The 19,274-nt window shown below is 39.5% G+C and carries 18 protein-coding genes; 15 read left to right on the top strand and 3 right to left on the bottom strand.

The annotated features are described in order from the left end of the window. Positions 1–147 precede the first annotated feature (147 nt). The 6 genes from AC27HL_RS05640 to AC27HL_RS05615 all read left to right on the top strand — a co-directional run bounded on the left by AC27HL_RS05640 (position 148) and on the right by AC27HL_RS05615 (position 6,982). On the top strand, positions 148–1,425 hold the full coding sequence (locus tag AC27HL_RS05640; protein WP_487079635.1) for an efflux RND transporter periplasmic adaptor subunit: 1,278 nt from the start codon (positions 148–150) through the stop codon (positions 1,423–1,425). Between the two features lie 78 nt (positions 1,426–1,503). Then, the gene (locus AC27HL_RS05635) at positions 1,504–2,205 is read left to right on the top strand and encodes an ABC transporter ATP-binding protein (protein ID WP_487079634.1); all 702 of its coding nucleotides are present in this window, start codon (positions 1,504–1,506) and stop codon (positions 2,203–2,205) included. 28 nt (positions 2,206–2,233) lie between these two features. Next, a complete protein-coding gene (locus AC27HL_RS05630) occupies positions 2,234–3,544 on the top strand; it encodes an ABC transporter permease (protein ID WP_487079632.1) in 1,311 nt (436 codons plus the stop codon). A gap of 26 nt (positions 3,545–3,570) precedes the next feature. Beyond that, positions 3,571–4,785: an ABC transporter permease gene (locus tag AC27HL_RS05625; RefSeq protein WP_487079630.1), complete on the top strand. Its 1,215-nt coding sequence runs from the start codon at positions 3,571–3,573 to the stop codon at positions 4,783–4,785. 167 nt (positions 4,786–4,952) lie between these two features. Next, complete coding sequence (locus tag AC27HL_RS05620; protein ID WP_487079629.1) at positions 4,953–6,620, top strand: amidohydrolase; 1,668 nt, start codon at positions 4,953–4,955, stop codon at positions 6,618–6,620. Continuing rightward, the gene (locus AC27HL_RS05615; protein WP_487079627.1) at positions 6,617–6,982 is read left to right on the top strand and encodes a VanZ family protein; all 366 of its coding nucleotides are present in this window, start codon (positions 6,617–6,619) and stop codon (positions 6,980–6,982) included. Before AC27HL_RS05620 ends, AC27HL_RS05615 begins: the two co-directional genes overlap by 4 nt. A 76-nt stretch (positions 6,983–7,058) precedes the next feature. Here the strand turns inward: AC27HL_RS05615 and AC27HL_RS05610 are convergent, their stop codons facing one another. Both AC27HL_RS05610 and AC27HL_RS05605 read right to left on the bottom strand, forming a co-directional pair. Continuing rightward, positions 7,059–8,021, bottom strand: coding sequence for a GGDEF domain-containing protein (locus tag AC27HL_RS05610; RefSeq protein ID WP_487079625.1), 963 nt, complete (start codon positions 8,019–8,021; stop codon positions 7,059–7,061). A 2-nt stretch (positions 8,022–8,023) separates the two neighbouring features. Beyond that, complete coding sequence (locus AC27HL_RS05605; protein WP_487079623.1) at positions 8,024–9,133, bottom strand: response regulator; 1,110 nt, start codon at positions 9,131–9,133, stop codon at positions 8,024–8,026. 209 nt (positions 9,134–9,342) lie between these two features. Here AC27HL_RS05605 and tpx point away from each other — a divergent pair, with 209 nt between their 5' ends. From tpx to AC27HL_RS05590, 3 genes are all read left to right on the top strand, one after another. Then, complete coding sequence (gene tpx / locus AC27HL_RS05600) at positions 9,343–9,990, top strand: thiol peroxidase (RefSeq protein WP_487079621.1); 648 nt, start codon at positions 9,343–9,345, stop codon at positions 9,988–9,990. Between the two features lie 328 nt (positions 9,991–10,318). Continuing rightward, positions 10,319–10,786 (top strand): Hsp20 family protein, encoded by a 468-nt coding sequence (locus AC27HL_RS05595; RefSeq protein WP_487079619.1) that lies wholly within the window; start codon positions 10,319–10,321, stop codon positions 10,784–10,786. 194 nt (positions 10,787–10,980) lie between these two features. Further along, positions 10,981–11,760, top strand: coding sequence for a substrate-binding periplasmic protein (locus AC27HL_RS05590; protein WP_487079617.1), 780 nt, complete (start codon positions 10,981–10,983; stop codon positions 11,758–11,760). A 50-nt stretch (positions 11,761–11,810) separates the two neighbouring features. Here the strand turns inward: AC27HL_RS05590 and AC27HL_RS05585 are convergent, their stop codons facing one another. Beyond that, positions 11,811–13,145, bottom strand: a complete 1,335-nt coding sequence (locus AC27HL_RS05585) for an amidohydrolase (protein WP_487079616.1) — start codon at positions 13,143–13,145, stop codon at positions 11,811–11,813. Positions 13,146–13,718: 573 nt separating this feature from the next. Between AC27HL_RS05585 and AC27HL_RS05580 the strand changes: the two genes are divergently transcribed. The 6 genes from AC27HL_RS05580 (at position 13,719) to AC27HL_RS05555 (ending at position 19,253) form a co-directional block, all read left to right on the top strand. Further along, positions 13,719–14,507, top strand: coding sequence for an SDR family oxidoreductase (locus tag AC27HL_RS05580; protein WP_487079614.1), 789 nt, complete (start codon positions 13,719–13,721; stop codon positions 14,505–14,507). Positions 14,508–14,517: 10 nt separating this feature from the next. Further along, the gene (locus AC27HL_RS05575) at positions 14,518–15,960 is read left to right on the top strand and encodes an aldehyde dehydrogenase (RefSeq protein ID WP_487079612.1); all 1,443 of its coding nucleotides are present in this window, start codon (positions 14,518–14,520) and stop codon (positions 15,958–15,960) included. A gap of 335 nt (positions 15,961–16,295) precedes the next feature. After that, positions 16,296–16,736 (top strand): RidA family protein, encoded by a 441-nt coding sequence (locus tag AC27HL_RS05570; protein ID WP_487079610.1) that lies wholly within the window; start codon positions 16,296–16,298, stop codon positions 16,734–16,736. A 2-nt stretch (positions 16,737–16,738) separates the two neighbouring features. Then, a complete protein-coding gene (locus AC27HL_RS05565; RefSeq protein WP_487079609.1) occupies positions 16,739–17,314 on the top strand; it encodes a 3-hydroxyanthranilate 3,4-dioxygenase in 576 nt (191 codons plus the stop codon). 21 nt (positions 17,315–17,335) lie between these two features. Further along, complete coding sequence (locus AC27HL_RS05560; RefSeq protein ID WP_487079607.1) at positions 17,336–18,346, top strand: amidohydrolase family protein; 1,011 nt, start codon at positions 17,336–17,338, stop codon at positions 18,344–18,346. A 58-nt stretch (positions 18,347–18,404) separates the two neighbouring features. Beyond that, positions 18,405–19,253 carry a cyclase family protein gene (locus AC27HL_RS05555; RefSeq protein WP_487079605.1) on the top strand — a complete coding sequence of 283 codons (849 nt, stop codon included), beginning with the start codon at positions 18,405–18,407 and terminating at the stop codon, positions 19,251–19,253. Positions 19,254–19,274 lie beyond the last annotated feature (21 nt).

Genomic DNA, 19,274 nt, shown 5'->3' with positions numbered 1-19,274 from the left:
GTTAATGTTTAGAACACTCTAAACAAGAATTAATCGTATTATTTTTAAACCTTTTCTTCATTCAACGCGACTTAAGTTTATATCAGTGTCGTTGAAAAAATAGCTTTGGCAGCGCTGGCACTGATTTTGACGTTCGGGGGAAAAGTCATGTCAATTAAAGATACTAGTCAGCAAGATATTAAAATAGAAAAACAAACATCAGCTAAAAAACGCATTATCGTGATTAGTGCAACCATCGTTTTAATTGCAAGTATAATCTGGCAAGTCGCGCCAGCAGCGTCTCGCTGGAGCAAAGCTCAACAGTCTGTTTCACTAGAGCGTGTTAGACTTGCCACCATTACACAAGGCGACTTTACGCGCGATATATCAGTATTAGGTCGAGTCGTTGCGGCGGTTAGTCCTACTGTCTATAGCCCGGCTGACGGCACTATTACTTTAATGATAGAGGCAGGTCATGAAGTTAAAGCGGGGCAAATTATTGCCAAACTGGATAGCCCTGAGCTAAACAGTCAATTATTCCAACAACAAGCAACACTTGAGAGTTTACAGTCGAGCTTTGAGCGTCAAAGTATTCAAGCGAAAAAGCAACGATTAATCGATCAAAAAGCCGTCGATTTAGCTAATGTGAAATTGGTTACTGCCAAGCGAGAAAAACGCCGTGCAGATTTAGGCTATGAAAAAAGTGCCATCAGCCAAATTGACTTTGAGAAAGCTCAAGATGAATTAGAACAAGCAAATTTACAGCACAAACATGCCGTACAAGATGCTGCCCTCAATGCCGAGAGTTTAGACTTTGATAGCAAATCATTAAAACTTGATATTAGACGTCAAACGTTATTGGTTAAGGAATTACAACGTCAAGTTGATGGTCTTAATATCACTTCACCAGTCAACGGCATTGTTGGTAATCTAAGCTCCGATAACAAAACTTTCCTCAGCAAGAACCAAGCGATTTTAACTATTGTTGATCTTTCCCAGTTTGAAGTTGAAATTGAAATACCTGAAAGCTATGCCGATGATCTGGCCATAGGCATGGAAGTTAATATTCAATTTGAACAACAGCCCTTTCGTGCTCGTCTAGTAACAATTTCCCCCGAAATACTGAACAATCAGGTTACTGGGCGAGTGCGTTTCACTGACAATATTCCAAAAAAGCTACGTCAAAACCAACGCTTAAATACGCAAATTATTCTTGAATATAAAGAAAACGTATTACAAGTGCAGCGCGGACAATTCTTAGATAGCAGTGGCGGTCGCTTTGCTTACAAAGTAACAAATGGTCTTGCAGAAAAAACGCCAATAACAACCGGTGCGCGTAGTTTGAGTCATGTCGAAATACTGCAAGGCTTAAAAGTCGGCGATCAAATTATTATTTCTGGTACAGACACCTTTAATGCCGCTGAACAAGTATTACTCAGCGACTAACTTACATGCAAGTTAGAACTGCACAACAACTAATATAACAAGAGCGATTGTAGCTCAAAATAATACAAGGGAATTCACATGTTAGTAATGAAAAATATCAATAAAATATTTCAAACTGCCGATATTCAAACACATGCACTACGCGACTTTTGCCTACAAGTAAATGAGGGTGATTTTGTCAGTGTTACTGGCCCGTCAGGTTCAGGAAAAACCACCTTCCTCAATATAGCTGGCCTACTTGAAACCTATACAAATGGTGAGTTTCTGCTTGATGGTGAGGACGTAGGTAAATTAAATGATAATGGCCGTTCTCGTATGCGCAACCAAAAGATAGGCTTTATCTTTCAAAGCTTTAATTTAATTCCTGACTTAAATCTTTTTGACAACGTTGACGTGCCATTGCGTTATCGAGGTTTTAATGCCAAGGAAAGAAAACGCCGTATTGAAGAAAACCTAGAACGTGTTGGTTTAGCGTCTCGTATGAAACATTTACCTAGCCAATTATCCGGTGGTCAACAACAACGAGTCGCTATTGCCCGTGCACTAGCTACAGATCCACGATTTTTATTAGCTGATGAGCCAACCGGTAATCTTGATTCTGAAATGGCTAAAGGAGTTATGAGCTTACTCGAAGAAATTAACCAGCAAGGCACCACTATCATCATGGTCACTCATGATGCGGAATTAGCGCAGCGCGCCAAACGCACCATTCAAGTAAAAGACGGCCGCGTCAGTGAGTTAGAAATTGTCAGCGCTAACACCAACAAAGCGATAGCTTAAAAAATCCAACAAGTACAAGGATACAATTATGTTTAGTTATTATTTACGACTTGCTTGGATCAGCATAGTTCGACATTGGGGTTTAAGTTTATTAATGGTCTGCGCAATTGGGTTAGGTATTGGCGCAGCAATGACCACAGTAACCGTAAACTATTTAATGTCAGCCAACCCAATTCCAGAAAAAAGTGAGCAACTCTACTACGTACAACTCGATAGCTGGGATGTAAACGACCCTTTTGACGATGGCTTAAATCCACCTGACCAACTAACTTTTACTGACTCAACCAATTTAATGCGCGCTAAAAAAGCATTTCGTCAGAATGTACAAGCTCAAGCCTTTGGCGTTATTGAGCCTGAAGATCCTGAAATGCTGCCGTTGATCGTCAACGGGAGAGCAAATTCGGCAGACTTTTTTACCATGTTCAATGTGCCTTTTATTTACGGCAGCGGTTGGTCGAATCAAGCAGATGAAAGCAAAGAGTTTGTTGTGGTATTAAATAAAGAAACTAACGATAAACTATTTGGTGGCGAAAACTCTGTTGGTAAGTCAATCAAACTTGAAGGCAATATGTTTCGGGTAGTTGGTGTTATTGATAACTGGCAACCTAAGCCTCGTTTTTACGATATAACAACCGGAGCCTTTAATGATTCCGAAGACATTTTTGTTCCCTTTCACTTAATTGCAGATGAGAAGATATCTCGCTCTGGCAATACCAATTGTTGGAAACCAACTGGTGACGGCTTTAAAGCATTTCTAGCCTCTGAATGTATTTGGACCCAGTTTTGGGTTGAACTGAAAACCGAACAAGAAAAAGAAGATTACCTGCAATTTCTCAACGCCTATGTTGAAGAACAAAAACAATTCGGTCGTTTTCAACGTCCACTTGATAATCGTTTAAGCAATGTTATGCAGTGGTTGGAAATACAAGAAGTTGTCGCCGATGATGCACAAATGATGATGGCCATGTCATTTATGTTCTTAGTGGTTTGCTTACTTAATACTGTTGGCTTGTTACTAGCTAAATTTTTAGGTAAAGCGCCAGAAATAGGCTTACGCCAAGCACTTGGGGCAAGTAAGAGCACGCTATTTAGTCAATATATTATTGAGTCTGCCTGTATTGGCATTCTTGGCGGTATTTTGGGTTTACTACTCGCTTACTTCGGTTTAAAAGGCGTTGAAGGCTTATACGGTGAATACATGCAAGGGCTAGCAAGCTTAGACACCAATATGGCAATACTAGCAGTATTGCTAGCTTTAATTTCAACCATTTTAGCTGGTTTATACCCAACTTGGCGCGCTTGCAATATTCAGCCAGCACAGCAATTAAAAAGCCAATAATTAACAAGGTAAAATAGGAATTAATTATGTTAGAAACAGGACTTATTATTCGAGCATTAGCACGAAATAAAATTGGCGCCTTGCTTATCGCTCTTCAAATCGCTCTAACCATGACCATTATGGTTAACGCTATTTTTATGATCCAAGACCGTCAACAGCAAATGCAGCGAGAAAGTGGTTTAGACGAAGCCAATACCTTTTATTTAACCAATACTATATTTGGCCAAGACTATAATATTCTATCGCACCTACAAACCGACTTACATATGATCCGCAATACCCCAGGTGTTGTTGACGCCATTCAAATTAATGCTATTCCGCTTAGCAGCAGTGGCTGGTCAATGGCTTTGCAGCATGAACCAGGTGAAGATAAAGATGCTGTTGGCACCGCCATTTATATGGTTGATGAGCATGCAATAAATACCATGGGCTTAGAACTTATTGCTGGTTCTAACTTTAGCCAAGAAGATATAGAAGTGCGTAAAGACGGGCAATCAACATGGCCGGCAAAAACTATCATTACTAAAGCATTTGCAGAGAATTTATTTCCGGATGACTGGCAATCAGCCGTAGGCAAAACCGTTTATATTTCTCAAACGCAACCTATGCAGATTATTGGCATCGTCAAAGCATTGCAAGCGCCATGGAATGGTTGGAATGGGGTAGAACGCAGCATGTTAGTGCCCTTTCATCGAGAGTCTAAAGGTGGCTATTACTTTATTCGCACCGAGGAAGGTCGCCGTGATGAATTAATGCCTGTGATTGAAAAGGCATTAGCTGAAAGTGACAAAGAGCGCATTGTTCGCCGCGTTACCACCATTGAAGACACGCGTAAACGTAGTTACCGTCAACACAATGCCACCAATAAAATTTTAACAACCGTTATTATTACTCTGACCTTAATTACTGGCTTTGGTATTGTTGGTTTAGCCATTTTTAGCATTAATCGACGCACTAAACAAATTGGTACCCGCCGTGCATTAGGCGCAACTAAAGGGCAAATAATGCGTTATTTTATGATGGAGAATTTTATTATCTCTACAATCGGTAATGTTATTGGCTGTATCGGCGCTGTTGCACTAAATATGTGGTTGGTTAATACCTTTAACTTATCACCCATTAGCTTTGAATTAGTTGCTTTTGGTGTCGTCGCCCTTTTTATTGTTGGCCAACTAGCCGTACTTTACCCAGCAAGAAAAGCAGCACTTATTGCGCCAGCAACGGCAACTAGAACCATTTAAATTATCACGCAAAAAAGTAACTTTATTGCTAAGCAATTAGGGCCTTCAGGCCCTTTTTCACATTTAAGTTTTCTATTAGGCAAATTTCTCTTAATAAAAATTAAAAACCTTTTATGCTTCATGCTAGTATTTGCCAATAAAAATAGTATAAATACCAAGGAAGTAGAATGAATAGCCTGTCCAAGTCAATTAAAGCCGCATTATTATTTGCAACATTAACACCAACATTGGCCTTTGCAAAAACCACTTTAATTAAGAATATTCAGGGCTACACCATTGATGGTCATCAGTTGAAAAATTTTTCCGCAATTCAATTTACCGATGACAAAATCGATAAACTTTACACTTCGGCTGACAAATTACCGATCATTAGAAATTTAACTGTTATTGACGGTGAAGGAAAAACCTTAATCCCAGGTTTAATCGATGCCCATGGTCATATTTTAAGTTACGGTTTAAGCTTATTACGTGCCGATTTGGCAAACAGTACTTCAGAGCAAGACGCGGTAAATAAAACATTCGCATATTCGAAAGAAAATACCGAGCTTACATGGATACAAGGGCGTGGTTGGAACCAGACACAATGGCCAAGCAATGCGTTCCCGAGTGCTAAAAGTTTAGATAAAGTTTTTCCCGATCAACCTGTTTGGCTTAAACGTGTTGATGGCCACGCAGGTTGGGCAAACTCAAAAGCTATGGAGTTAGCAGGCATTAATGCTACAACAAAATCACCTGAGGGCGGTGATATTATCAAAGATGCCAATGGTAATCCTACAGGGGTATTTATTGATAATGCCATGGCACTCATTGATAACAGCATAGCACCACTGACCAAAAGCCAACAAAAGCAAGTGTTGATTAAGGCCATGGATTCACTTGCAAGTTATGGCCTAACCAGCGTTCATGACGCAGGAATTGATTCAACAAATTTAACGGCATTTAAAGAACTTAGCCAAGAAGGCAATATGAGCATTCGCATAAACGCTATGCTGTATTTACCATCTAAAAATTGGCAACAAACCTTGACTCAGGGTCAATATCAAAGTCAGGATGATATGTTCACCTTTAATAGTGTTAAAATTCAAACCGATGGTGCCTTAGGCAGTCGAGGTGCAGCACTAATTGAAGATTACTCCGATCATCTAGGGCACAAAGGGTTATTACTCAATACACCAAAAGAGTTTGAGCACTTGGTAAATACCTCAATGAAGCTAGGCTTTCAGGTAAATAGCCATGCCATTGGTGATAATGCCAATAAACTAGTGCTCGATACATATGAAAAATATATTCCGCAAACAAAAAGTGAAAAGTTACGTCATCGAGTTGAGCATGCACAGGTACTTAGACTTGCAGATATACCAAGGTTTGCAGAACAAAATATTATAGCCTCAATGCAAGCCACCCACGCAACTAGTGATAAGAATATGGCACAAGATAGATTAGGCGATAAAAGAATACTTGGTGCTTATGCTTGGAGAAAATTACTGAACGCTAATGCTGTTATTGCCGCAGGCTCTGATTTTCCGGTAGAATCTCCTAACCCATTTTACGGCCTTCATGCTTCCATTACCCGCCAAGATCATAAAAATGCCCCACAGGGCGGCTGGTTTGCAGAAGAAAAAATGACCGCACTTGAAGCCTTTAGAAGTTTTACTGTTGATGCTGCGTATTCAGGACATCAAGAAAGTATTATTGGTAGTCTAGCTAAAGGTAAAAAAGCTGATTTTGTATTACTAGAACAGAACCTGTTCGATATTCCAGAGCAAGATATTTGGCAGATTTCAGTTGATAAAACTTGGGTTAATGGCAAATTAGTTTATAAGAAAGCGAAATGATCTCATTAATAAACTTTATCAACCGGTTCTGGCAGAGCATTACCCTAGTAGTTTTAGCACTGATCACCATTATTTCGCTATTTCCGGCTGACCAACTACCAGCAGTGCCCGGCAGTGACAAAACCCATCATTTTATTTCATATTGCGTGTTAATGCTGCCAACGGCAATCCGAAAGCCTAAATACTGGCTCACTTTGGCATTAGTATTTATCGCTTGGAGCGGCTTAATCGAGCTAATTCAACCCTATGTTAACCGCTATGGTGAATGGTTAGATATGCTAGCCAATACTGGCGGAGTGCTAATAGCAATACTAATTGCTCAGGGTATACACTGGTCTATTGCAAAACAGGCTCGTCACTAACAAAACATTCTCCAGTTCAGTTTTTTTAGCATTATTAAAAAAAGCCCTTTCGGGCTTTTTTATTTACCATGTTTATTTAAGGCTGCTGATGAATAGTTACTCTGTTACGGCCATTTTCTTTCGATTGATACAAGGCATTATCAACGTATTCAAGCCACTGCGATACCGACTTAAAGGTGGGCTCTACTTCTGCGATACCTAAGCTCACGGTATATTTAATTTCAATATCATTATAAATAACCACGGAATCTTCTACGGTTTTACGTAAACGTTCTGCAAAAACTTTCGCATCATTTAAATGAGTATCTGCCAGTAAAATAACAAACTCTTCTCCACCATAACGCCCGCAAATATCGGTTTCACGTACTTGCTCATGTATAACTTTTGCCAAATGACGTATAACATCATCACCAACTAGGTGACCATAGCTATCATTTACCGTTTTAAAATGATCGATATCTAACATTACTAGACTGCTAGAGTGTTGGCTGCGAGTATAGCGTTTAAACTCAGCTTCTATACAGTGCTGCCAATGATTGCGGTTAAACAGTTTTGTTAGGCCATCGGTTTGACTTAACACCGCTAAGTCCGCATTTACTTTTTCTAACTCTTTTTTATGAATTGCATTGTCGGTTACATCATAAACCAACAAGCATAAATGGGAGACATCACCTGTTGCAGATATCAAAGGGATAAAAGTGGTATTTTGGTACATAAAATCTGCTGTACCTGTAATTGGTCGATAGTTGTTAAACTTAAAAACATAAGGCCGTTGTTCCCATATGGTGAATGCCTTATTTTTCAACAAAAATACTGATTCTGCTTTACGACGAAACCAATCTTCAGGAATTTCATCAAACAATTCAAAGAGTACTTTATTTTTAACTTCACGCGGCAGTAATCCGCTGTGGTTTTCCATAAAGCCATTCCAAATTTGAATGCTGTAATCTCGATCTAATACCACTAAGCCAACGTCAATGGTATGTAACATTTCCATCAACCAATGTAATTCATTTAACTGATCTGTTTGTACTGACATGACTAATCCAACAAGTAGGCAATTTTATTATTAAGTGTGATTACTGATTCTTCAGTAAATAATAGTAATAAGTCACACTTGATTGGGTAATTTTCAATGCTATAACTTATTTCAATAGCAAGCGTGCGTTTCCACTTATTTGTATTGGTAGCAATAAGCTCAGATATTTTTCTGTGCTGCCCTAGCACGACCGGATGACCTTGGCTAAATGACATATCAAGTTGCGTCGATATACCACTTAAGCACGCACCAATAAGCAAATTAGCCATATCCATTAGTAACTCTAACTCAACATTATTATCAAGCTCATGATGGTAATTCATCAAAGATGCAACATCTTTAAAACTTGAGTCATTTAAAATGAGTAGTGCTTCACCTGATATTCCAGCGCCAATAAAACCTTGGCAAATGCCAGAAGTTTTTTCTTTTGACTCAACATCAGAAAGCGCCATGGTTAACTCACTGACTTCAATTAGGTTAACATTCGGAATTGGCAATAACACAAAAACATCAAGTAACCGAGCAAGTAAATCCCCTGCTTGTCCCATAGCAACGTTAGCTATTTCTTGATAACAATCTCGCATATCGCTATCAAGTTCAATATTGGATTCCTGAGGCCGTACAAATGTATTTTCACTAACAGCAATACTCTCAGTAACCGGTGGTAATTCAATATGCTGTGGATGGTGGTTATCTTGTTTATGTTCTGGCGCTGCGTTAGCGACATCACTTTTTAAGTCATCTTTATTAAACACGCCATAGGCTTGCAAGATTTCTGTTAATTTGTTTTTATCAACAGGTTTTTTAATAAAATCTAACGCACCTAAGCTTTTAACCCGCTCGTGAGCTTCAGGCTGAATATCACCAGAAATAACCACCACTAAAGTTGGTAAGTCTTGCTTTAAAATCGCTTCTAACACTTGATAGCCATCCATTTCTGGCATATTTAAATCAAGTAATAAAACATCACCTTTTCCCTCTTTAATTGCGGCTATTCCTTCAACGCCATTTTTAGCAAAAGTTATATCGACATCCCATCCATCGGGAAGCGAGCGCGCCACTTGTTTGCGCGCCATATTGGAATCATCACAAATTAACAAAGATGTTGGCATAAAGGAAAGAACCCTAAGTTGCTAGTTCAAAAAAGTTAGCTTATTCACATTACACTGCAAGGTATTTTCACGAATACATATGCACGGTAAAACTATTGTTACATTATAATAAACAATAGTTAGCTTTTGAAAATAAAACACGTTTTATTCGCATTTTTTCTTAGGCAAAGGTAAGCTTGATCAATATTTTACCTTAGTTAAATGACCAAATGATGAAAGTTTTCAAATTACCCTTAATTTCAGCCCTAAGCACCTTAATCATGTTTAGTGCCAACGCCGAAACAGTTGCAAATAACCTTACTGAAACCACCAACTTAGTCATGGCTGGTAAAAAGTACGTCACCTTGTTAGGTGAACAAGTCAATATCGGCCAACAGGCTCCTAATTTTAAAGTGGTTACTGAGTCATTTTCGCCGGTAATGTTGAGTGACTTTAATGACAAAGCGGTATTAATTTCCGTGGTACCCAGCTTAGATACCGGCGTTTGTTCAATACAAACCAAGCGCTTCAATGAAGAAATTGCTAACTTGCCGGAAGATGTGGTTATGCTGACCATTAGTAATGACTTACCTTTTGCACAAAAGCGCTTTTGTAAAACTGAAAAAGTCGACAAAATAAAAGTGTTGTCAGACGCAGTGTGGCGTGATTTCGGGCAAAAATATGGTCTATTAATTAAAGATATGGGGTTGTTAACCCGCGCCATTTTCATTATTAATGCTGAAGGAAAAATTGCCTATAAAGAATTAGTGGGTAATATTTCTCAACACCCAGATTATGATAGCGCTTTAACAACATTAAAATCGTTAAGTGAGAAAAGCGACTTGGCTGAACAAGCAATCACTGAACAATCAGAATAAACTTTAGCAAATATTGATGATAAAAGTTAAACGGCCCTAACTTTTATCATCAACTAAAAACCTATAAATCAATTACTTAAAATAATAAAAATAAATTAATTAATATTTTTTTCATTTTTCTCTTGAAAACTAATTCTGCAATCCCATCTTTAATAGTGTAGTCGCCGATAGGGTCTACATTAACCGCCTGTTCAATATTGAAAGGCACAATTAAACTCTGAGAATTTCAATTTTCCAGTGTAATAATTCGCAGCATAGGCTGGCTTTAGCACTCGAAGTGAATTTCGATGAGACAACATATTGCTAAACTTATAATAGGATATGAATTATGCGTACATCTACAGATTTCAGCCCACTTTACCGTTCATTTATCGGATTCGACCATTTAGCCGGATTAATCGATAAAGCTTCAAGAGCAGACAAACAGTCTTCTTACCCTCCGTACAATGTTGAGTTACTTGCAGAAGATCAATATCGCATTACTATGGCGATTGCAGGTTTTGCCGAAGAAGAACTAGAAATTGAATCTAAACAGAACACATTAGTCGTTACTGGTACCAAAGCCAGTAATGTCAGCAAAGCAGAACGTAAATTTTTACATCAAGGTATTGCCGAACGTAACTTTGAACGAAAATTCCAGTTAGGCGATCATGTAAAAGTTATTGGTGCCTTTATGGAGCATGGTTTGTTACATATAGATTTAGAGAGAGAAATTCCTGAAGCTTTAAAACCAAGAAAAATTGCCATTAACGGCAAAAGCTTATTGCAACAAGACGACTCAGAGGTAGTAAGTTAACTACTATTTTTAACTAGTTTCTCCCTTATGTTTTTTTGCCCAGTCTTTGACTGGGCTTTTTTATGCCCTCATATCATAAAACTTTACATTTCATCTTAGTTAGAATATCAGGCATAAATTACTTTCAAAAATTCAAATAGTGCTTATAGTAAATGCAAAGAGTATTGATATTTCACGAAGCTGAACCCTAAAACATGCGAAATAAAGCGCAATTAATACTGATACCGCTAGCTATTACACTGCTGTTTAGTTGTCCGGCATTTTCTGCAAAAATAAATATCGTTACTGAGCATTTAGCCCCCTTTCAAATTGTTGATAATGGTATAATCAGTGGCTTATCTACCGAAATTATCGAAGCAACGCTTAACGCTACAGCGATTGAATATAATATTGAGGCACACCCTTGGTCACATTCGTATAATAGAGCATTACACGTTAAAAACACCTGCATTTACTCTTTAGCTTACATTCCCAATCGAAAACCGCTATTTCAATGGGTTGGTCATATTACTAATAGTACGATTTCACTTTATGCTTTAAGCAAAAGTAACATTACCATTGAGAACTTAGCCCAAGCTAAAAATTATAAAACGGCGGTGATTAAAGATGATGTTACCCATCACTTTCTGATTTCAAAAGGTTTTGTAGAAAACGAAAACCTTTATGTGATGAATAATTATGACTCATTATTAAAGTTACTGGAAATACCCAGTCGGCAGATAGATCTCGTGGTTCTAAATGATGATTTACTTAACAACCGAATAAAAAACTCCACCGATGCAGCAAAATATAAAGGTGTTTTTATGTTAAAGGAGCTAACACTAGACTTTTATTTCGCCTGCAATTTAACAACCGAAAAAAGCATAATAAAAACACTAGCCACAACAATGAAAACCCTAGAAAAACGGGGGAATTTTTCAGCCATTAGACAAAAGTGGCAAAAAAGCATGGTTAACCTTATCCCCCCAAATTAAACACAAGTTGCAAGCAGGTAACTAAAATTACCTACTCTTTTTAACAGTTGTTATTTTCTGGCCATAATATCTAACAGCGCATGCACGGTTGCTTCAACGCCCGATTTAATTGCTGGCTCTGGGCTGATTTTAAATTGAGGGCTATGATGACTGGGTACCTGAGCACCACCGGCAGCCGCACGTTCAAAATCAGCTTTAGGTGTGCCACCCACTTTGAAATAGACACTGGGAATATAAGGCTCAGTAGTAAAGAAACCAAAATCTTCTGCGCCCATGCCTGTTTCAGCAGGCTCAAGCAATGCATCTATCCCCATTTTTTCACTTAGCACGCCTTTTAAACGTTTCGCCAATTTTTGATCATTAAAGGTCGGTGGAAAAGAAAATTCACTAACCACAACTTCTGGCAATTTATCTTCCGGCATGCCCGCCGTACGCGCCGTACCAATAGCAATACGCTTTATAGCGGATAACAGTTGCTCTCGAACTTGTGGTGTTAAACTACGCACAGTCAGCTGCAGCTTAGCTTCATCGGAAATAATATTGTGTTTTGTGCCCGCATGAAAGGCGCCAACGGTAATAACACCAGCGTAGCGCGGGGCTAATTCTCGACTAATGATGGTTTGCAAGTTATTAACAATTTGCGCACCAATAACGATAGGGTCTTTCCCTTGATGCGGTGATGCGCCATGAGCGCCAATGCCATGTACCGTAATATCAACTGTATCAGCACCAGCATACGGAGAGCCTTCATCAACAACAACTTTACCGGCTTCGGTATTAGCACTAACATGAAAAGCGAAAGCATAGTCCGGTTGACCAAAACGCTGCCATAAATTATCAGCCATCATCGCGGAAGCGCCTGGGCCTCTTTCTTCTGCAGGCTGGCCAATTAACATCAAAGTGCCTGACCATTTATCTTTATTTTCAGCCATATAACGGGCGGTACCCACTAAACTGGTAATATGAACATCATGGCCACAGGCATGCATTACCCCTACCGTTTCACCATTCCAGTCTTTCATTTTAACTTTTGAAGCATTTGCTAAACCTGATTGCTCAACAACCGGCAAACCATCCATATCGGCGCGCACCATAACCATAGGACCATCACCGTTTTTCATTAGCGCGACAATACCGGTGCCGCCAACTTTTTCAGTCACTTCAAAACCAACCGCACGCAATTCTTTCGCTAACCGTTTAGCTGTTTTCTTTTCCATTAACGACAATTCAGGATTTTGATGAAAATGATCCCATAATGGCGCTAAGTGCTGGTGATAATCATTGGCAATATCGCTAGCGGTTTGCTTTTCGAAGGCAAAGGCATTTGATAGCGATCCTAAGGTCAACGCTGCTGCGATTAAAATTGAAAGAGGTTTACGGTTCATCTACGACTCCATTTTCACCTTAAATAGACAATTTTTGTCTAAATGTCATGGCGTGTTTAATTATTATTTTGTGAACTTACTCTACCTAGGCTAATAATTAATGTCTTGTTATTTTCGATACGCAACACACTTTTAGCGACAGTCCACTTTCATTCGGCACTAGTTAGTGACTAATTTTTACTTTAAATAAGACAAAAAATTGTACTAACCGTTTTTGTTTAAACTTACCGCAAAATGAGCATGTAACCATCAATTAGCTTAACTAACATACCCATTTCAATTCTTTCTGCTTACTTCTTGATTTATGAAACTCGGGAATAAGATTTTTTTTACCGCAACTTGCGAACAAATTATCAGCGGCAATTAAAGATGACAGTTAGCCAACAATTTTGCACAATTTTTGGCAAAATTTTGCTGACATTAAATTTTTTATTGTGCTAAAAAAGTCCTAACAAAAAAATGACAACTTAAATTGTTTACTGAATTAGCCTGATAATACATTAATTTTTTGCACAAGTATTAGCTGATTTTCGATGCACAATTTAAGCTTAAAAATATAATAAAAGGTCAGTAATGGATATTAATTTTACCGCTAAACGCGCGTTAGTCTGTGGCAGTAGTCAAGGCATTGGCCGCGCATGTGCCATGGAACTTGCCAGCTTGGGCGCCAGCGTAACGCTATTTTCTCGTAATCAAGAAAAACTAGCAGACGTCAAACAAGAGCTTTGTTGCGCTCAAGGACAAAATCATCAAATTTTAATTGCTGACTTCTCAAACCCTGAGCAAGTTAAACAAACTATTCTTGCTGATGTCGCTAAAAATGGCGGCTATGATATTTTAATTAACAACACCGGTGGCCCAGCCCCAGGTCCAGCAAATTCTAGCGATGTTAGTGCCTTTATTGACGCCTTTAATTTACACCTAGTTACCAATCATCATTTGGTACAAGCGCTGTTGCCTGCGATGAAAAAGAATCAATTCGGTAGAATTATTAATGTTATTTCAACCTCGGTGAAACAACCCATCCCAGGTTTAGGTGTATCAAATACCATACGTGGTGCCGTTGCTAGCTGGGCAAAAACCTTAGCAAACGAGTTAGGTCCTTTTGGTATCACCGTCAACAATGTCTTGCCGGGCGCCACGGCAACCGCTCGTTTAGATGCCATTATTGCTGGCAAGGCAAAAAAACAAGATATCTCTATCGAACAAGCAACCATTAATGAAAAAGCACAAATCCCCATGCGTCGATTTGCGGCTCCTGAGGAATTTGCTGCCGCAGCAGCTTTCCTAGCTTCACCCGCTGCGGGGTACATTACCGGTATTAACCTACCTGTTGATGGTGGCCGCACAAGCTGCTTATAGGAATATTTTGATGGATATTATTGCAAATTTTATCAACGGCCAATACCAAGCCCCACAAGCTTTGCGCTATCTTGATAACGTGGAACCAGCAACAGGTATGGTTTATGGCAAAATTCCTGATAGTGATCATTCAGATGTTGAACTTGCTGTGGCTGCGGCTAGAAAAGCTCTACCTGCATGGCAAACCATGCCTTTGGAGGAACGCGCCGATATCCTTAGTGCTATCGCCCAAGAAATAGAAAATCGCATTGACGAATTAGCCATTGCTGAAGCAACTGACAATGGTAAGCCGGTAGCATTAGCTCGTGAAGTAGATATTCCACGAGCCGCCAGTAACTTTAAATTTTTTGCCCACGCATGTTCGCAATTTGCCAGTGAATCTCATGCCATGGCCGGTACCGCTATAAATTACACTTTACGCCAACCTATTGGTATCGTCGGCTGTATTTCACCGTGGAATTTACCGCTTTACCTATTTACTTGGAAAATTGCGCCAGCATTAGCTGCCGGAAATTGTGTTATTGCTAAACCGTCAGAGGTAACACCTAAGACCGCGGCTTTACTGGGTGAAATATGCCAAAAGGTTGGTTTGCCTGATGGCGTGTTGAATATCCTTCATGGCAAGGGGGCCAACGTTGGCCAAGCCATTTGCCAACACCAAGACGTTAAAGCGATATCTTTTACTGGCGGCACCGCCACAGGTGCAGCCATTGCTAGCTTATTAGCCCCAACATTTAAAAAGCTTTCACTAGAACTTGGTGGAAAAAACCCAGCGTTAATATTTGCAGATTGTGATTTAGACAACACAGTCGAGCAAGTCTTTCGAGCCAGTTTCGCTAACCAAGGGCAAATCTGTTTATGCGCGTCAAGGCTGTATATCGAGCGGCCGATATATGAAAAGTTTAAACAAGCACTCGTTGCTAAAGCTAAAGCGTTAATACCAAGCGATCCTTTACAGAGCGAAAGTAAAATGGGCGCGCTAGTTTCAAAAACTCACTTAGAAAAGGTACTCGCTTATATTGAGCTTGCTAAAACTCAAGGAGGCCAAGTACTAGCTGGCGGCGAGCAAGTTCAGTTATCTGGACGATGCCAACAAGGTTACTTTTTACAGCCAACGGTTATTGAAAATTTAGATAACCAAGCGACATGCAACCAAGAAGAAATTTTTGGCCCAATGATCACTCTACAAGCATTCGATAGCGATGAAGAGGCGCTGACGTTAGCCAACGACAGTGATTATGGCTTAGCGGCTACCATATGGACCAACAATTTACCTCGTGCACACCAATTAGCCGAACAAGTAAACACTGGCATTGTATGGGTTAACTGTTGGTTACTAAGAGATTTACGTACACCGTTTGGTGGTATGAATCGCTCAGGCCTAGGCCGTGAAGGTGGCCTTGAAGCAATGCGATTTTTTAGCGAAAGTAAAAATGTTTGTATTAAATATTAGCGATACGGCTGAAATATGAATCAAGTTTGTTGCAAATTTAAATCATCAGGAGCGATATTTTCCAGCGTGTTAGGCTGCAAGTGGACCTTGATCTGATCTCCTATCCTTTCTTATTGAACTAAACTGTAGTAATGGCAGTTGATGTTGTTTATGCATTTTAACTGCACTTAATTTTTGCACGTTAAGAACCTCCTTTAGCTAGTTATCCGTAGCGATTCAGCGCAATAGCTAGAGCGTAAATCATCGATATAACCCTATTCGATGAACCTTAACAGCAAAGTATTAAAAAACTGATAAAACACACATAACAAATAATAATTAAAATGGAAAAATCTATGTCTGAAATATTTAACGCTGAACAAGCCCCTAAACCAGTTGGTTTATACCCACATGCTCGCCAAGTTGGCAATTTACTGTTTTTATCTGGCGTTGGCCCCCGTCAAGCTGGCAGCTCTGACATCCCGGGCGTTGAATTAAACCAAGATGGTGAAATTGTTAATTATGATATCGAAGCTCAATGTCACAGCGTTTTTCAAAATATCAGTACTATTTTAGCCGCCGCTGGAGCTGACTGGATGGACTTAGTGGATGTCACGGTTTTCCTCACCAATATGAAAGATGATTTTGCCACCTACAATCGTATTTATGCAGAATACTTTTCAGAAAACATGCCGTGTCGTACTACAGTCGAAATTAACAAACTACCAACCCCAATTGCTATTGAATTGAAATGTATCGCGGCACTGCCCTCTACAGATAATTCAAAAGGAGCTTAGTCATGCTTAACTTTGCCATGCCATTTAACTTGCAACAATGGATTGACGATCACCGAGAGCAACTCAAACCACCGGTTTGCAATAAGCAGATATTCGAACAAGATGATTACATTGTTATGGTAGTGGGTGGTCCAAATAATCGCACCGATTTTCATTACAATGAAACGCCAGAACTTTTTTATCAATTAGAAGGAGAAATGGTGCTCAGCATCGTTAATAGCGATGAACAAGATTGCTACCCACAGTTATGTGAAAAATCAACACAACATGCGACTCAGGCCGTTGAGTTCATTGACATTCCAATTAAAGCTGGCGAAATTTTTCTTTTACCCCCTAAGGTTTTGCATTCCCCACAACGCTTTGAAAACAGTGTTGGTTTAGTGGTTGAGCAAAAACGAGCACCAGGACAGCAAGATGCACTATTTTGGTTTTGTCAGCAATGTAAAACGCCACTGTATAACCAGCAATTTTGTTTAGACAATATCGAAACTGATTTACCTATCGTCTTTAATAATTTTTATAGTAAAACTGAAAACTGCCAGTGTAAAAAATGCGGTTTCATCACAACAAAACCATAGTGACGGGCGGAGCAATAACATATGTTAAAAATTGATATCCACACCCACATTTTACCAAAAACTTGGCCCAATTTACGGGAAAAGTATGGCTATGGTGGTTTTGTCAGCTTAGATCATCACAAATGCGGCTGTGCCCGTATGATGGTTGACGATAAATTCTTCCGGGAAATTGAGCACAATTGCTGGGATCCTAAAATACGCCTGCAAGATTGTCAGCAACATAATGTTGATGTGCAGGTGCTTTCTACTGTTCCTGTGATGTTTAATTATTGGGCCAAACCTAATGATACCTTAGACTTAGCAAAATACTTAAATGACCATATCGCAGGAATTGTTGCTGAACATCCCAAACGCTTTGTTGGCTTAGGTACCGTGCCAATGCAAGCACCAGATTTAGCCATTAAAGAACTAGAGCGTTGCGTAAAAGACATTGGCTTAGCTGGCATTCAAATCGGCTCTCATATTAATGACTGGAATTTAGATCACGAACAACTATTCCCAATTTTTGAAGCGGCGCAAGATCTTGGTGCGGCAGTATTTGTTCACCCTTGGGATATGATGGCAAAAGAAAAAATGCCTAAATATTGGCTACCGTGGTTAGTCGGTATGCCAGCAGAGTCAAGCTTAGCAATATGTTCGATGATATTTGGCGGCGTATTGCAACGCTTACCTAAGCTAAAAATCGCCTTTGCTCATGGCGGTGGCTCATTTCCTGCCACAATAGGAAGAATTGAACATGGCTTTAATGTTCGTCCCGATCTTTGCGCCGTTGATTGCTCCATTAATCCACGTGATTTTTTATCGCAAATTTACCTAGATTCACTGGTGCATGATCCTTTGGCATTGAAATATTTAGTCGATTTAATGGGGCCAAATAATATTGCCCTCGGCACTGATTACCCATTTCCTCTCGGTGAACTTAGTCCCGGTAAACTCATAGAAGAAAGTACCTTTAGTGATGATATTAAAGCCAAATTATTACATGGTAGTGCGCTCAATTGGCTAGGCCTGACTAAGGAGCAATTTTTATGATCATGTTATCAATAATGGCACGGCAAATAAGTTTGAAAATACGCATAAGGAGGTCAAAATGTTAACCACTATTACCCTAGGCAAACAGTGCTTTAATGTTAATACTGACTTCGCGCATTCTTTAGCTATTGACGTTCACTTTAACAATGCTGAGCAGCAACCAAACCATTTTTCTGCAACACCGGCGCTAGCAACACCAATGCAAGCAGGCGGTTTTATTGGCGATACTGAGCAAGGGGGAAGTTGCAATGTTAACGAGCTCACCCTCAACCCACATTGTAATGGTACTCACACCGAAACCATCGCTCATATTTGTGATGCAAGTAGTGCCCTTGCCCTAAAAATCTCATCGCTTGAATTACCGCCTTTAATGCCCTGTGCATTAATATCTGTAACACCCATACCAGCAATGGCTTGCAATGATGAATATAGTCCGAATTTCCATGCCGATGACTTGGTGGTTAACCGCCAACAACTTGAGCAACAATTGTCTGTTTATAGTAATGAGCAATTACAGTGCGTCGTAATAAGAACCTTGCCAAATACCTTAACTAAATGCCAAGAAAATTATAATGCCAATAATCAACCGGCATTTTTTACTCGAGAAGCCGTTTTATACCTCAACGAACGCGGTGTAGAACATTTAATTTTAGATATTCCATCGCTAGATAGACTCGATGATGACGGATTACTCACCTGCCATCATTTATTTTGGCAAGTTACCGAGGGCGCCCATCAGCCAAATCCAAACAGTTTAATCAACAAAACCATTACTGAAATGGCCTATATCGATAACACGATAGCTGACGGTTTTTATTTCGCTAATTTACAAACGCCGGCGTTTGTTAATGATGCTGCCCCCAGTAGACCTATGCTCTATGAAGCAAATGCCGTTGTTGGCGGATAATTCACTCGGCACCTAAATACC

This window comes from Colwellia aquaemaris (genome assembly GCF_057548755.1).
Note: the sequence above shows the minus strand (reverse complement) of the source record. Positions and strands in the feature narration are given on the sequence as shown.